This is a genomic window from Rubrobacter marinus (assembly GCF_011492965.1).
Lineage (GTDB): Bacteria > Actinomycetota > Rubrobacteria > Rubrobacterales > Rubrobacteraceae > Rubrobacter_F > Rubrobacter_F marinus.
Genome location: NZ_CP045121.1, coordinates 3,028,338 through 3,041,963 on the forward strand (window position 1 = coordinate 3,028,338; position 13,626 = coordinate 3,041,963).

General features: G+C 69.4%; 13 protein-coding genes and 1 other RNA gene. 2 read left to right on the top strand and 12 right to left on the bottom strand.

The genetic code is table 11. The annotated features are described in order from the left end of the window. Positions 1-8: 8 nt before the first annotated feature. From dnaX to GBA65_RS15655, 6 genes are all read right to left on the bottom strand, one after another. Positions 9-1,277, bottom strand: a complete 1,269-nt coding sequence (gene dnaX / locus GBA65_RS15630) for a DNA polymerase III subunit gamma/tau (protein ID WP_166397354.1) — start codon at positions 1,275-1,277, stop codon at positions 9-11. Positions 1,278-1,390: 113 nt separating this feature from the next. After that, positions 1,391-1,657, bottom strand: an RNA gene (gene ffs, locus GBA65_RS15635) — signal recognition particle sRNA large type. A 382-nt stretch (positions 1,658-2,039) separates the two neighbouring features. Next, a complete protein-coding gene (locus GBA65_RS15640; RefSeq protein ID WP_166397355.1) occupies positions 2,040-2,327 on the bottom strand; it encodes a carboxymuconolactone decarboxylase family protein in 288 nt (95 codons plus the stop codon). A gap of 21 nt (positions 2,328-2,348) precedes the next feature. Beyond that, on the bottom strand, positions 2,349-3,074 hold the full coding sequence (locus tag GBA65_RS15645; protein WP_166397356.1) for a carboxymuconolactone decarboxylase family protein: 726 nt from the start codon (positions 3,072-3,074) through the stop codon (positions 2,349-2,351). A gap of 109 nt (positions 3,075-3,183) precedes the next feature. Further along, positions 3,184-4,182, bottom strand: a complete 999-nt coding sequence (gene corA / locus GBA65_RS15650) for a magnesium/cobalt transporter CorA (protein WP_407691102.1) — start codon at positions 4,180-4,182, stop codon at positions 3,184-3,186. Between the two features lie 37 nt (positions 4,183-4,219). After that, complete coding sequence (locus GBA65_RS15655) at positions 4,220-6,610, bottom strand: transketolase-like TK C-terminal-containing protein (RefSeq protein ID WP_166397358.1); 2,391 nt, start codon at positions 6,608-6,610, stop codon at positions 4,220-4,222. 336 nt (positions 6,611-6,946) lie between these two features. Between GBA65_RS15655 and GBA65_RS15660 the strand changes: the two genes are divergently transcribed. Next, positions 6,947-7,288 (top strand): hypothetical protein, encoded by a 342-nt coding sequence (locus tag GBA65_RS15660; RefSeq protein ID WP_166397359.1) that lies wholly within the window; start codon positions 6,947-6,949, stop codon positions 7,286-7,288. Positions 7,289-7,589: 301 nt separating this feature from the next. Beyond that, positions 7,590-7,964: a hypothetical protein gene (locus GBA65_RS15665; RefSeq protein ID WP_166397360.1), complete on the top strand. Its 375-nt coding sequence runs from the start codon at positions 7,590-7,592 to the stop codon at positions 7,962-7,964. A 13-nt stretch (positions 7,965-7,977) separates the two neighbouring features. Here the strand turns inward: GBA65_RS15665 and GBA65_RS15670 are convergent, their stop codons facing one another. The 6 genes from GBA65_RS15670 to GBA65_RS15695 all read right to left on the bottom strand — a co-directional run bounded on the left by GBA65_RS15670 (position 7,978) and on the right by GBA65_RS15695 (position 13,575). After that, the gene (locus GBA65_RS15670) at positions 7,978-8,634 is read right to left on the bottom strand and encodes a response regulator transcription factor (protein WP_166397361.1); all 657 of its coding nucleotides are present in this window, start codon (positions 8,632-8,634) and stop codon (positions 7,978-7,980) included. 951 nt (positions 8,635-9,585) lie between these two features. Beyond that, positions 9,586-10,497 carry a diacylglycerol/lipid kinase family protein gene (locus GBA65_RS15675; RefSeq protein WP_228281986.1) on the bottom strand — a complete coding sequence of 304 codons (912 nt, stop codon included), beginning with the start codon at positions 10,495-10,497 and terminating at the stop codon, positions 9,586-9,588. 500 nt (positions 10,498-10,997) lie between these two features. Next, positions 10,998-11,975: a DUF3618 domain-containing protein gene (locus GBA65_RS15680; protein ID WP_166397363.1), complete on the bottom strand. Its 978-nt coding sequence runs from the start codon at positions 11,973-11,975 to the stop codon at positions 10,998-11,000. Continuing rightward, complete coding sequence (locus tag GBA65_RS15685; RefSeq protein WP_166397364.1) at positions 11,951-12,340, bottom strand: phage holin family protein; 390 nt, start codon at positions 12,338-12,340, stop codon at positions 11,951-11,953. Before GBA65_RS15685 ends, GBA65_RS15680 begins: the two co-directional genes overlap by 25 nt. Positions 12,341-12,349: 9 nt before the next feature. Further along, a complete protein-coding gene (locus tag GBA65_RS15690) occupies positions 12,350-12,991 on the bottom strand; it encodes a hypothetical protein (RefSeq protein ID WP_166397365.1) in 642 nt (213 codons plus the stop codon). A 314-nt stretch (positions 12,992-13,305) separates the two neighbouring features. Then, positions 13,306-13,575 (bottom strand): hypothetical protein, encoded by a 270-nt coding sequence (locus tag GBA65_RS15695; protein ID WP_166397366.1) that lies wholly within the window; start codon positions 13,573-13,575, stop codon positions 13,306-13,308. Between the last annotated feature and the right edge of the window lie 51 nt (positions 13,576-13,626).

A 13,626-nucleotide genomic window follows, 5' to 3' on the forward strand; every position in this document is an offset into this window, starting at 1 on the left:
AGCCGTCTCTACCTCCGCCTCGCCGTCTCCCCCGGCCCCGGGCATGACCTCCGGCTCGTGCGCCGCGGGCTCCGGTGGAGGGGTCGCGGGCCTCGGCGCGCTCGCGGGGGACGCGGCGCGGAGACGTTCCCGTTCTCGACGGCCTTCTCCAGGGCTTCGAGGCGGCGCACGAGCACGTCGACGGCCGGTTCCTCGTAGTCGCGGGCGAGCTTGAGGAAGGTCAGCTCGACCTCCAGCTTCGGGTCGCCGCCGCGCCGGGCGCGGGAGAGGGCGTCGCCCAGGGCCTCGATCATCCGGACCACCTCGGCGGTCGGGATCCTCGCGGCCTGCTCCTCGAGCCCCGCGCGCTCGTCGGCCCCGACCTCGGCGAGCGCTACCTCCGGGGCGTCCGGCAGGAGCATGAGGCGCCGTAGGTGCGCCACGAGCTCCCCCACGAACCGCGAGAGGTCCCGCCCCTCCCCCGAGAGGCGGTCGACCACCCGCAAGGCGTCGGCCGTCCGCCGCTCGTAGAGGGCGTCGGTCGTCTCCAGCAGGACGTCGGAGGCGACGCTGCCCAGAAGCTCCCGGACGCCCTCGGCCGTGACCGGGCCCTCGGAGAAAGAGGAGAGTTGGTCGAGGAGGCCCTCGGCGTCGCGGAACGAGCCCCGGGCCTCGCGCGCGAGCATGGTGAGGGCGGCGGGCTCGGCCTCTATCTCTTCGGCGTCGGCGATCTCGCGGAGCTTGTCGGCGAGGAGCGTCACGGGCGGGCGGCGGAAGTCGAAGCTCTGGCAGCGGCTGATGATCGTGGGGAGGACCTTGTGCTTCTCGGTCGTCGCCAGAACAAAGACCACGTGCTCGGGCGGCTCCTCCAGCATCTTCAGGAGGGCGTTGAACGCCTCCGTGGTGAGCATGTGGACCTCGTCGATAATGTAGACCTTCATCCGGCCCTGGGTGGGCGCGAGGTTCACGCGGTCTCTGAGGTCCCGGATCTCGTCTATACCACGGTTGGAGGCCGCGTCCATCTCCAGGACGTCCATCGACGAGTTGTTGACGATCGCGCGACAGCTCTCGCAGGTCCCGTCCGGCTCCGGCGTCGGCCCGTTGGCGCAGTTGAGCCCCATCGCGAGGACCTTCGCGGTCGAGGTCTTGCCGGTCCCCCGCGGCCCCGAGAAGAGGTAGGCGTGGGCGACCCGGCCGGTCTCTATCGCGCGCGCGAGCGTGCGGACGACCGGCTCCTGGCCCGCTATCGTCTCGAACGTGCGGGGGCGCCACTTGCGGTACAGGGAGACGTGCTTCATGAGGAAACGCCGCCGGTAAAAAAGAAGCTCACCCCGCCAGTATAACGGAGCGTAGCGGCGGCAACGAGAAGCAGAAGCCCGGCCAGAGAGACCGGGCTAAAGATCGAAAAATGCCGCGCACCCCACCGTCGACGTGATCGCACTCGGCGAACTCCCGGCCGTCGGCTCCGGTCCAGCTACCCCGATGGCACATGAGGTAACCCACTTAGTGCTGCTGCCTTCCGGCCCTGACACAGTTCGCGGGGCCTCATTGCCCGAGACCAGACCATCAACGCTCCCAAACCGGTCTCTACCGAACCCGGTACGCGCCTCGGGCGGGGATCTAGGCCCTGCTAGGCGATCGCAGGTACAGGGCATCGCCAGCTCCCCGCTTAGCGCGGCAAAGAGAGTTTACCAAACGATGCGGACAACAAAAGGCGCCGGCCCCAGCCGGAGGGATGGAAGCCTCGGCGGGCAAGGACATCTCGCCTAAACGAACGAGATCGGGACCAACATCACCGTACCGGCGACCGGAAGCAGCCAGCCGACCACCAGGCTCTCCCTCGCGGTGAGAGTTGCGCCACTCTGGCCTCCCCAAGCGCGCGCGTAATGCTCCTTGAACCGCATCGGGCTCCATCCCAGCGCCAGGTACCCCGAAACGGGCGCCAGCCGGACGATGGGTGCGCCCTACCCCGGTACGGCGCCGCAAGGAAGACCGCTTGCGTAGCAGGGATCAGCGCGGCTTACTCCAAACGGACGAGGCGCTCGCCGCTTGTGGTTGCTCTACCTGAACAGCCCGTGGTTCTTTGCGTCCGGGATGTGGCCTGCGGCCTCGGCGACGCGGTTGTTGTAGTTGTAGATCGAGGCCGTGGTGATGACGTCGTAGACGTCGTCCTGCGTGAAGCCGAGGGCCTGGAGCCTCCGTATGTCCTCCTCGTCGCAGTCGACGGGGGTTCTGGTTATCTTGACGGCGTAGTCGAGCATGGCGCGGGTCTTCTCGTCGAGGCCGGCGCGGCGGTAGTCCTGGACTATCTTCTCGGAGAGGACGGGATCCCCGGTGAGGCGCCGCAACTCGGCGCCGTGGTTTGTCAGTCAGAACAGGCAGCGGTTCTCGGCCGAGACTACCACCCCGATCATCTCGCGCTCGATCCGGCTCAGCCCGCTCGGCCCTTTGCTGATGAACTCGTAGAACTCGAGCCAGCGCAGCATCAGCTCCGGCCGCCAGGAGTGGGTCCGTACGACGTTGTTCGGCTCCCCGAGCTTCTCGCGCTGCTTCGCGACGATCTCCGCGACGCGCGGGTCGAGGTCCCCCTCGTCGGGGACCGGGAACCAGCTGATCCTGCCTTGCGGAGCCCAGTCCGAGACCGGCCTCTCCCCTTCGCGTTCCGTGTTCAAAGCACCCTCCCCGACGTACGGCTGATCGCAAGGGCATGATAGCCGAGGGGACACAGGGGACGCATCGCGGTGCCTGGCCGAACTTGTCGCCGCTCGGGGGCCGCGCTTCTCGCCCGGCGTACTAACTTCGCGCGGCCCCGCTCCGGCGAGACGACGCGACCAGCAGCGCGCCTTGGGGTGGTCCTTCAGGACGTAGCCGGCTTCCGGACAGAGGCGCGGGGAGGCGTAGGGGGCGGCGTCGGCGGCGGTCGCGCGGTCCCCGACGGAGAACTCGCGGTCGCCGAGGAGGTGCTCCATCACCCCGAGGGCGCGGCGCATCGCGGCGGGGTGGCTCTGGGGCAGCTTCGCGTTCGCCTCGATGCGGAGGTCCCGGACGGCCCCGACGATCCCCGCACCCCGGATCTCCCGCAAGCTTCCCCTCACCCGCCCCGTGTCCCGACCGCGTCGGTTTGCCGCTCCGGGCGAAGCTCCGCTACCCGCCCCTCGCTGTTTCGGAGGGATCGCGGCCGTCGGAGGTCCTTGCGGTCGCGGTTCAGAGCCAGCCGCGGCGCTTGAAGACGAGGTAGAGCACGACGGAGGCGACGACCATGAGGGTCAGGGCGAACGGGTAGCCGAGGATCCAGTGCAGCTCAGGCATGTGGTCGAAGTTCATGCCGTAGATCCCGGCGACGAGGGTCGGGGCGAAGAGGATGGCCGCCCAGGCGCTGATCTTCTTTACCTCGTCGTTCTGGCCGACCCCGACGAGGGTCAGGTTCACGCTGAGGATGTTCGAGAGCAGCTCCCGGAAGCCGTCGACCTGCTCGGTCACGCGGATGACGTGGTCCTGCACGTCGCGCAGGCCCCTGCGGACCTCCTCGTCCGCGACGCGCCCGCCGTCCCCCGCGACAAGCTGCGCCAGGACCGGGGCCAGGGGCTTCGTCGCCCGCTGAAACTGTATGACCTCGCGGGAGAGCTCGTAGATCCTGCGGGAGACACCCGTGTTCCCCGAGAAGACCTCCGTCTCGATCTCGTCTATGTCGTTCTCCAGGCCCTCGACCACCGGGGCGTACCCGTCCACCACCTCGTCCATGATCGCGTACAGGATCGCCTGCGGGCCGCGCCGCAGAAGCTCGGGCTCCGCCTCCAGCCGCCTCCTGACCCTGCCGAGGTTCGGCGCCTCGCCGTGGCGCACGGTCACCACGAAGTCGTCCCCGACGAAGACGTGGAGCTCCCCGAACTCGACGGTCTCCGTCTCGTCGACGTACCGCGCCGCCCTCAGGACGACGAAGAGCGTCTCGCCGTAGCGCTCCAGCTTCGGCCGCTGGTGGGCGTCGACGGCGTCCTCGACCGCTAAAGGGTGCAGCCCGAACTCCCCGGCCACGGAAGAGAACTCCTCGCGGGAGGGCTTGTAGAGGCCGATCCAGGCGATACCGCGCTGGTCGCGGCAGGCGTCGTAGGTCTCTTGCAAGGAGCCGGGCTCGGCGGCCCTGCGGCCGTCCACGTAGATGGCGCTGTCCACGATCACGCCCGCATCATACGCCTTCCGGGGCAGGAGGGACCGGGAGTCGGTGCTCCTCCGACGCGTGGCGTTACCCGATCACGTCGAGGGCGGCGCCGACGATGGTCTCGGGGTCGATGCCGTGGTGCTCGTAGAGGTCTTCGAGGTCGCCCGACTGCCCAAAGTCCGTCACCCCGAGGCAGGAGACGGGGGTCGTCCGGATCGAGCCGAGGAAGCTCAGGGTGTGCGGGTGGCCGTCCAGGACGCTCACGATCGGCAGCGGCCTCTGCGGCGGAAAGAGCTTGTCGAGGATGGCGTAGGGCCCCTCGCCGAAGCCCTGCCTCGCCCTGAGCGCCCGGAACACGAGGTCGGGGCTCGTGAGGCAGACGACGTCCGCCCCGATGTTCCCCTCTTCCTCCAGCACCTCGGCCGCCCGGACGACCTCGGGCACCATCGCGCCGACCCCGACGAGGGTGACGACGGGCTCCAGGCCGCGCTCGGACGCGTCCCTCAGCTTGTACCCCCCGGCGAGGACGTCGCGCCTCCTCTCTTCCCGCATCTCCGCGTCCTCCGGCACGGCGGCGAGCGCCTGGTCCACGGGCCGGGTCGAGAGGCGGAAGTACGCCGACTCGCCGCCGGGCCTGCCGAGGCGGCTTAGGGCGTGGAGGAAGGTCCATTCGAGGTCCTGGCCGAAGGCGGGCTCCCAGGCCGAGACGCCGGGCTGCTCGATGCCGATGGACGGAGTGTAGATCGACTGGTGCGCCCCGCCCTCGGGGGCGAGCGTCGTGCCGGAGGGCGTGCCTATCAGGATGGACTGCCCGCCGGAGTAGACGCCGAAGGACCACGGCTCGAGGGCGCGCCCGACGAACGGGTCGTAGATCGTGCCGATCGGGAAGAGCGGCTCGCCGCTCCGGCTCCAGGTCGAGCCGAGCTCGGCGATGAGGCCGACGAGGTTCGTCTCGGCGATGCCGAGCTCTATGTGCTGGCCGCCGCGGGTCTCGCGCCACTTCAGCATCGTCTCGGGGTCGTCGGCGAACCAGTCCGTGCGATCCTCCAGCGACCAGATGCCGACCTTGTTGATCCAACCGCCCAGGTTCGTCGAGGAGGCGACGTCGGGGCTGACGGTGACGATCCTGTCCGCCACGGGCCCGGCGGTCCTGGGCATCTCCGCGAGCAGCCGCCCGAGCTCCTGCTGGGTCGAGGTCTCGCCCCGGTAGCGGCCCCCGATCTGCGTCGGTACGTCCGGCGGGGCTTTCCGATCTCCCGGGCCGCGCCGATCCAGCCGTCCCGCGACCTCCGAGCAGAGCTCGGCCTCCGCGCTGCCCTCGGGGAAACGCGCCCACGGGTCGTCGAGGTCGGCGCCGAGCGCGTGAGCGAGCCCCTCGTACTGCCCGTGCGTGAGGAGCGCCGAGTGGTTCTGGGGGTGGCCTTCGATGGGCAGGCCCCGGCCCTTTACCGTGTAGGCGAAGACGACGGAGGGGCGGTCGGCGGCGGCGTCGGCCTCGCGGTAGGCCTCGACGAGGCTCCCGAGGTCGTGCCCGCCGAGGTCGCGGACGGCCCGGAGCAGCTCCGAGTCGTCGAGGCCGTCGACGAGGCGCAGGAGCTCGCGCCGCCCCCGCCCGTCCCCCAGAAGCCGCTCCCTGAGCTCCGCGGCCGGGATGCGCAGGAGGCGCTGGTACTCGGCGTTGCCCATCTCGTCGATCCTGCGCCTCAGCGCCTCGCCGCCCGGGCGGGCGAACAGGGAGCGCAGGAGGCGCCCGTACTTGACGGTGACGCAGCTCCAGCCCGCGGCCTCGAACATGCCCTGCAAGCGGTCGGCCGCGATGTTCGGGACCACCCTGTCGAGGGTCTGGCGGTTCAGGTCCACGACCCACAGGACCTCGCCGAGGCCCGAGACCGCCGGGTCCGCTATCGCCTCCCAGCACGCCCCCTCGTCGAGCTCGGCGTCGCCGATGAGCGCGATCTGACGCCCCGCCGCGGGGGCGTCGAAGCGCTCCCTCACGTAGCGGTTCGCGACCGCGCTCCAGATCGGGGCGGTCGCCCCGAGGCCCACGGAGCCGGTCGAGAAGTCCACGGGGTAGGGGTCCTTGGTGCGGCTCGGGTAGCTCTGCAACCCCCCGAAGGCGCGAAGCTCGGTCATGTACCCGCGGTCGAGGCGCCCGAGGAGGTAGCTGATCGCGTGCAGAACAGGCGAGGCGTGCGGCTTGACCGAGACGCGATCCTCGGCGTCGAGGTGCGCGAACCACAGCGCGGTCATGATCGAGACCATCGAGGCGCTGGAGGCCTGGTGGCCGCCGACCTTGATCCCCGATCGGTTGGGCCTGACGCGGTTGGCGTGGTGAACGACGGAGGTCGCGAGCCACAAGACCCGTCGCTCCACGCTCGCCAGGGTCTCGGGGTCGGCTTCCACGCCGGCGGCGCGCGTCTCCGGCGCCGCCGCCAGGCTCCTTACGGCCCTACCCGTCTCCGGTTGTGATCCCATGAGCTCCCTTCCTCTGGTTGGGCTACTCCCCCTTCGCGCCCCGGCGTCCGCGCCACGCCTCCGCCGGCGAACGCGGCCCGTTCTCGCCGAGCCCGGCGAGGGCCCCGCGCGACGCGTCGTGATTTATCCTCCCGGGCATTGTAGGGCCGGAGCGCGGCCGCACGCGAGGACCGCGCGCCTGCTGGCCGGCGGCTGCACACTTCGGCACATCTTTGGACCGGACGGTCGTTGCTGGGTGACGCAGGGGGTACACTTGTAGCACAAGCTACCTGTGGTCGATCGTCGTGCGTGCACATCCGCACTGCCTTCTGCGCAGCTAAGGAGAGTGCTTACCCCGTGCGAATTCTGGTCGCCAACACCCCGTTGATGTACCGCGAGGCCGTGGCGGTCTCCCTACGCCTGAGCCGTCCGGACGCCGAGGTGATGCTCGGCGACCCGCCCGCGCTCTACGGGCGGGTCGAGCGGTTCGATCCGCACCTGATCGTCCTCGATCGCGACGGTCTCCTGCTCGGCGGGCTGCCGGCCGCCTTGCCCCGGCTCGAGATCCTTCTCGGCGCCACCATGGACGGCAGGATAGGCGCGAACGGGAGGTCCGTGGACATCGAGAACGTCGGCACGGAAGACCTGCTCGCGCTGGTGGACGAAGTAGCGGAGACGGGCCCCGAAGAGGCGGAGTAGCCCCGGCGCGGGTACCGTCGGAACGAAGACGCCCGTCGGCGTCCGACGCTCGGGTCCGGTTCGTCGTCGGGAAGCCGCGCTACGCGGCGCCGAGGCTCCCGAAGAGCTCTCCGCGAGCACCTGGGGGAACGGCCCCCTGGACATAAGCCTACCCATCTTGGGACATCTCCCTCGCGGGGGACGCCCGGATCGTATCCTCGGCAGGTTACAATAGGCCGGAAGAGATACCCGATCGGGTAGGCGACATCTGCGTGCGTTTCTTCTCGCGGTCTTTGTCTGCGCGGATAGGAGCGCGATCTTAGTGAGAATACTGGTGGCGAACTCGCCGCGCATGTACCGTGAGTCCCTGGCCCTCTCGATCCTCAGGAAACGCCCGGGCTTCGAGGTGCTGATCGCCGACCCGGAAGACCTCGATGGGAACTTGGCTCGCATCGAGCCCCACGTCCTCGTGCGGGACGACGACGGGGTCGAGACGGACGTGCCGGACGGCGTCCTCGCGTGGGTCGGGATCGCGGTCAAAGATCACCTCAACGCGCGGATCGCCGTGGGCGGCAGGATATCGGAGCTGCACGACGCGAGCCTGGAGGAGCTTCTGGTTGCCCTCGACGAGGCCGCGCGGCTTCTTCTCTCCGACGAGGATGCCCCCCGGGAAGGGCCCCGCTCCCCTTCCTCTTAGGCCCCTACGGACCTCACCGGGCCGCGTCCGATTCATCGGTGACTTCCTGGATGGTGATCCAATCCTCGAAGAGGGCCATCCTCGTCGCCTCGCCCCTGGAACGCACGTCCATCTTCTTGTAGGTGTTGGCGAGGTGGCGCTTGACCGTGCCCTCCGCGAGGTGCAGGGCCTTGGCTATCTGACGGTTGCCCATGCCCCTGGCGGCCAGGAGCAGTATCTCGAGCTCCCTGGCCGAGAGCACGCCCCCCGAGCCCTCATCCGCCTCCTCCAGCATCCCCAGCGGCATGCCCACCACCACGTTCTTGCTCTTCGGGTCCAGGATCGCGGCGCGCACGGCGGCGATGAGGTGCTCGGCCGAGGCGCTCTTGACGACGTAGGCGCTAACCCCGAGGTCCATGAGCTCCTTGACGTCGCGCGGGTCCTCGATCATGGTGACCACGACGATCTTCGGCGCCGGGTCGGATGCCTCGCGCATGATGCGCAGGTTCTCCCGGGCCCTCGGGATGGGCATCTGCACCTGCATGAGGACGACGTCGGGCTTCAGCCGGCGCGCCATCTCGACGGCGCCCTCGTCGTTGTTGGTCTGGCCGACGACCTGCATGCCCGCGTAGTTGGCCAGGATGCCCGCGATGCCCTCGCGGAACATCTTGTGGTCGTCCGCCAGGAGCACTCTGATCGGATTCGCCTCGCGTCTCCCCTGCATACCCCCACCATGGTATACGTGCGCCACAAGCACGGTGACGCCGTTTGTAAGTGGATTCATCTTACCGGAGCATCGTGAACCCCACAACGCAGCGTGCCCCGAGCGCCGGCTCGCCTGCCCGGGAAGAGAAGGACCGGGGCCCGCGCGATGTAACAGGAAAGGGTGATAAGGAGGATAGCGCGGACTCCGGCGTAGCCTCTAACTACCCCACGCCCCCTCGTGCGTCAACAGACATGTTCGAAAATGTCCTCATCTATGCAACGCCCGCTACACCTTTATACACATATCTCGCGTGGCGAATGTGGAGCAAAATTTGTTGCTCCGGCGGTCCCGTCGGAGAACACGCCTCACGACGCGCACCGGCGACGAAGGAGATCGAGCATGGCGTTCACGACCGGTAGCTCACTCGGGTCCCGTTTCTCGCTGCTCGTCGCCGAGGGGGACGGGCGCGTGCTCACGATCGGCGAAGACGCGGTGCCGGCCGTCTTCAGCGGCGAGGGGGAGGCGGAGCTGTTGCTGAACTCCGCGGCCGGGAGAGACGGATGGAGGGTCATACAAACCTCGCTGCGTGAGCTCGCCTCGCTGCTTCGCGGCCCCTGTGCGCGGGCGCGAAGAGGGTCGCCTTGGACCCTTCGCCCGAGATGCTCAGCGACCGTTTCCTCGTCGAGCTGGTGAGCGTGGACAAGGATCGTTTCCTGGAGCAGTTCGCGAGGCGCGACCACGGCCCGAAGCGACCGCGGTGAAGGCCGCCGCGCGAAGCCAGACCGGGGCGCGCCTCCCCGGGGTAGGTGTGCGAGGCCGGGTGCGCTCCGGGGCGTGAAAGGCCGTCGAGCGCCTCGCCGGCCCTTCGGGGCTTTCATCGCCCCGCGCTACGCCGAACGCGGTTCGGGGCAGGCCCGATCCTGCGGGTGCCCGTGGCTACCTGATCACGTTCAGGGCCGCCGGCTCTATGCGGAAGGACATCGGCAGGCGGCCCCAGACCTCGCCGTCGATCTGGACCGGGACGCGCGCGCCGCGAGCGGCCGGTGACTTGGCCACGATGTTCTTCCGCGAGGTAAACGACTTCATGGCGCGGTCGAGCGGGCTCTTGGCCAGGATGCGGGCCAGGACGTCGGGCCGCATCAGGAGCCCGACCTTCTCGATCAGGACGACCTCGAGCTCGCCGCTGCCCAGGGAGACGCCCTCGGCCATCTCGAACTCTCCCCCGTAGTAGCGGCCGTTGGCGACCACGGCGAACTGGGTGACGTAGGTGGTATCCCCGTCGACGATCTGCAGGTCGGGCTGGTCGCCCTGGAGGTAGACCTTCAGCGCGGCCAGCGGGAAGGCGAGCGACCGCAGGTAGCGCTTGAGGCGCGGGCCCACCTCGCGCACGACGTCGGCGTCGAAGCCGACGCCCGCCATGCAGGCGAAGCGCCGCTCGGTCCCCTCCTCGTCGGTCGCCACGCCGACGTCCATCCGGAAGGCGGTGCCGGTCAGGATCCTCGCGCAGGCCTCCTCCGGGTTCATCGGCAGCCCGAGCTCCCGGGCCAGGACGTTCGCCGTGCCGAGCGGCAGGATGCCCAGGGTAGCTCCCCCGGAGAGACCGTTCACGACCTCGTTCACCGTGCCGTCGCCGCCGGCGGCGATCACGAGCTTGTCCCCCGCGAGGGCGGCGAGCTCGGTGGCGTGGTCCGGACGCTCGGTGTTCAGCACCTCGACCTCGATGCCGCCGGTGCGCAGGGCTTCGGCGAAGCGCTCGAGGTAGCCCTCGTCCCCCGCGCTCCCCGAGTTCGGATTGCCGATTATTACCGCCTTCGTTGCCACGCCACGAGTCCTCTCCTTCTCCATCATCACCGTGCCTGACCTTCTGCCCCGACGCCTCGCCCTTTTGATGGGCTGTTCCACCCACGAACCTCCTCGAACGACAGGGCCGTATCGAGACCCTGCCGGACCCCTTGGCGGCGACCTCGTAACTTCCCCCGGAACCCGGCTCGGAAACTCGTTCGGGAGACATCGCTCTTTGTGTGGCCGAGAGATCCACGGGCACGCGCCCGACGATCGCGAGCGTAGGAACTCAGGGTATGGGCCGCGACCACGCGGGCGGCCCGGCCGAGCGATCCTCCCGTGCCGGTTCGCAGGCCCGGCGTGATGGCCGGATACGGTACGCCGGCAAGGGTGCGGACCCGTTGTAGAGCTGCCCCGCTCCAGGGGCTCTCGCGCAGAGAACCGCCGCTGGCACGGGATCGCGTATCGTTGCCCCGCCTCCGTCCTCGTTCGAGCACCCACCCTCAAAAGGTCCAGGGCGCGCCCTAATGGACGCGCCCTGGACCCTCCGTCGCGGAGACTTCGCCCTACTGCTGGGCGAGGCCCTGGTTCTCGGCCTCTTGCTGGGCCGCGCCCTGGGCTTCTTCGGCGACCCGCTGTACCTTCTGCTGGGCCTCCTGTGCCTTCTCCTGGGCCTTCTCGACGACGTTGTCGCGAGCCTCGCCCATCACCTCGTTCTCCTTGCGGGTCTCGGGTATGGCGAGCCCGACGGCCGCGCCGAGCCCGACGGCCAGGGCGCCCGTGGCCAGGGGGTTCTCCCGCAGGATCCGCTGCATCCCGCCGCCGGCCCTGCGAGCCTGATGCTGGGCCCGGTCGGCCAGCCGGCTCGCCTGGTGCTGCGTCCGATCGGCGAGCTCGCCCGTCTTGTCGCGGACCTGAGCGGCGGATTGCTCGACCCTGTCCCGGGCCTGGCCCGCGGTCTCGCTCACCCTGTCCCGGGCCTGACCAGCGGTCTCCCCGACCCTTTCCAGGGCCTGACCAGCGGAGTTACCGTCGGACCCCCGCTCGTCGTAGCGCGGCGGGTAGTAGTCGTCGTCGTACGCGGGGGAGTAACCGTAGTCGTAGTACGGCCTGCGGCGGAGGCGCGGGCGCTGCGCGCGTTGCTTCCTGGCGCTCACTAGCAGCCAGCCGAGTCCTATCCCGGTCAGGGCCGCCGGGATGGGGTTCTCCCTGATCGTGCCCGCGATGCCGGACCCGGCGTCCTCTACCTTCCCCACGGTGGCGTCCCGGACCCTGTCCTTGGCCTGCTCCTTCAGGTTCTCCGGGGAGAGCCTCTGCTGGATGGCGTTCGCCGTCTCGCTCATGTCGGCCCGGGTCCGCTCGATCTCCACCCGCGTGACCTCCACCTCGTCGTCGCGGAGGCGGTCCGGGTCTGCTACGTCCGGCCGGAAGGCGTCCGTGGCGGGGTCGAACCCCGGCTCTCCGGCCAGGGGACCGCGGTCCTCGCCGAGCGGAGCCCGCCTATTTAGGGGATCCCGCCCTATCTCGTCTGGTCTTTCGCCCATTGCCCATCCTCCTTGAGTGTCTCCATCGTTTGTCGAGGCGCGAAGTCTTCTCGCTTGAGTGCGTCGAGCCCCCTCCTCACCAGGAGGTAGCCCACGCCCGCCGCCACGATCCCGACCAAAAGGGCCGCGACCCACAACGGCATGACCGCGTTCAACAGGGCTATCACCCCGGCGAGGATCGCCAGCAGCCCCGCGTAAGCCAGCGCCCCGCCCGCCGCCAGGACGCCGATATGCTTGCCGGCCCGAGAAACCTTCTGGCTCATCTCGGCCCTGGCGAGCGTTATCTCGTGGCGCACCAGCGTGGCGGTCTCCTGCGCCAGCTCCGCGAAGAGCTCCCCGATCGAGCGCTCGTCTCTACCCTGCATCGCCCGCTCCTAGTATTCCCGAGGGGGTATCGGCGCCCCGCCGGACGAATCCATGCGCTCCCTCTCGCTGAAGGGGAGTGCGTCCGCCGGGTGCTCCCCCTCGACCGCGCCCGGGGGGAGGGCCGTGGGCTGCCCGGCCCCGTAACGAACCTCCGACCCGTTCAGCGCGGTGCCGGTCGTCTCGTAGCGTCCTCCCGGATGGCTCAGCTGCTCCTGGGAAGAGCTCTTGAGGAAGCGGCTCGCGAGAAAGCCCAGGGTAGCCGCGCCCCCGAGGAAGAGGCCCGGCCGGCGCCGGGCGAAGCCCCGGACCTCGCCGATCATCTCGTCGACGTCCGTCTCGCGCAGGTAGTCGGAGAACCGCTCGACCTGGTCCGTGGCCCTGTCTACGTACTCGGCGCTCGGCGCCTGGCCCTGGTTGCGCAGCTGGTGCGCGGTCTCCCTGAGCGCCGTCTGCACGGGCGCTATCCTCTGGGCCGCGTTGTGCTTCTGGTTGGCCAGCTGGCCCTTGACCTGCTCGCCGCCCTGGCTGGCTAGCTTGGACGCCTGCTGCCGGGCCTGAGCGGCAATCTGCTGCCCCTGCTGCTTCGCCTGCCCCGTGGCCCCGCCGGTGCTCCCGGTCTGCCCGTACGCACCTCCTGGATCTCTCTCCACCGTACTTCTCCTTCCGATCTCTTCCCACACGTCACGGTCCGACGGCCCGTCTCCGGCCCCCGAACCCATGCCAACGGCCCCGGTCTAGAGTAGGAGCAAGGCGAGGTTCACGAGGACGGTCAGGCCCACGCTCAAAACCACGCTGGCCAACACCCAGAACAGGCACCCCCGGGGACCCGTATCATCGCAACCTACCCCTCGTCGCCGTACCCGTCCTCCCCCTCGCGATCCGGAAACGCGGAGGGGGCCGGAGTCTCGAAGATTCCGGTCCCCTCCACGCTCCAGGGAAGTCGCAAGGCCGAGTCGAAACCCTGCTAGTCCCTCGGGTTGCGGGAACCGGCCTTCGCCAGCCCGCGGCTGATCATGTACCCGATCGTCAGGTACGTAACGAACCTCCACGCGTCCACCGTGTTGAACCCGTCAGCGCCACCATCCGTCAATAGCGCGGCGATCAGCACGCCGGCCACCGCCGCGACGTACGCGATAAGCTCGGTGGTCTTGTAGGAGGACTTGGTCTCCGTGCCCCGCAAGCCCTCGTCTCGGTCCCTGGCGTGAATCCTCGGTCCTGCTGCTTGCTCGGCCATGTGGCCCCTCTCTTTCGCAGCGGCACACCCACAACGGATCACCGCCTTTGC

What these genes read in the sequence shown, in the direction of transcription:
- dnaX (WP_166397354.1), bottom strand. Translation starts at nt 1,277, where the DNA reads ATGAAGCACGTCTCCCTGTACCGCAAGTGGCGCCCCCGCACGTTCGAG.
- GBA65_RS15655 (WP_166397358.1), bottom strand. Translation starts at nt 6,610, where the DNA reads ATGGGATCACAACCGGAGACGGGTAGGGCCGTAAGGAGCCTGGCGGCG.
- GBA65_RS15675 (WP_228281986.1), bottom strand. Translation starts at nt 10,497, where the DNA reads ATGATGGAGAAGGAGAGGACTCGTGGCGTGGCAACGAAGGCGGTAATA.
- GBA65_RS15680 (WP_166397363.1), bottom strand. Translation starts at nt 11,975, where the DNA reads ATGGGCGAAAGACCAGACGAGATAGGGCGGGATCCCCTAAATAGGCGG.
- GBA65_RS15685 (WP_166397364.1), bottom strand. Translation starts at nt 12,340, where the DNA reads ATGCAGGGTAGAGACGAGCGCTCGATCGGGGAGCTCTTCGCGGAGCTG.
- GBA65_RS15695 (WP_166397366.1), bottom strand. Translation starts at nt 13,575, where the DNA reads ATGGCCGAGCAAGCAGCAGGACCGAGGATTCACGCCAGGGACCGAGAC.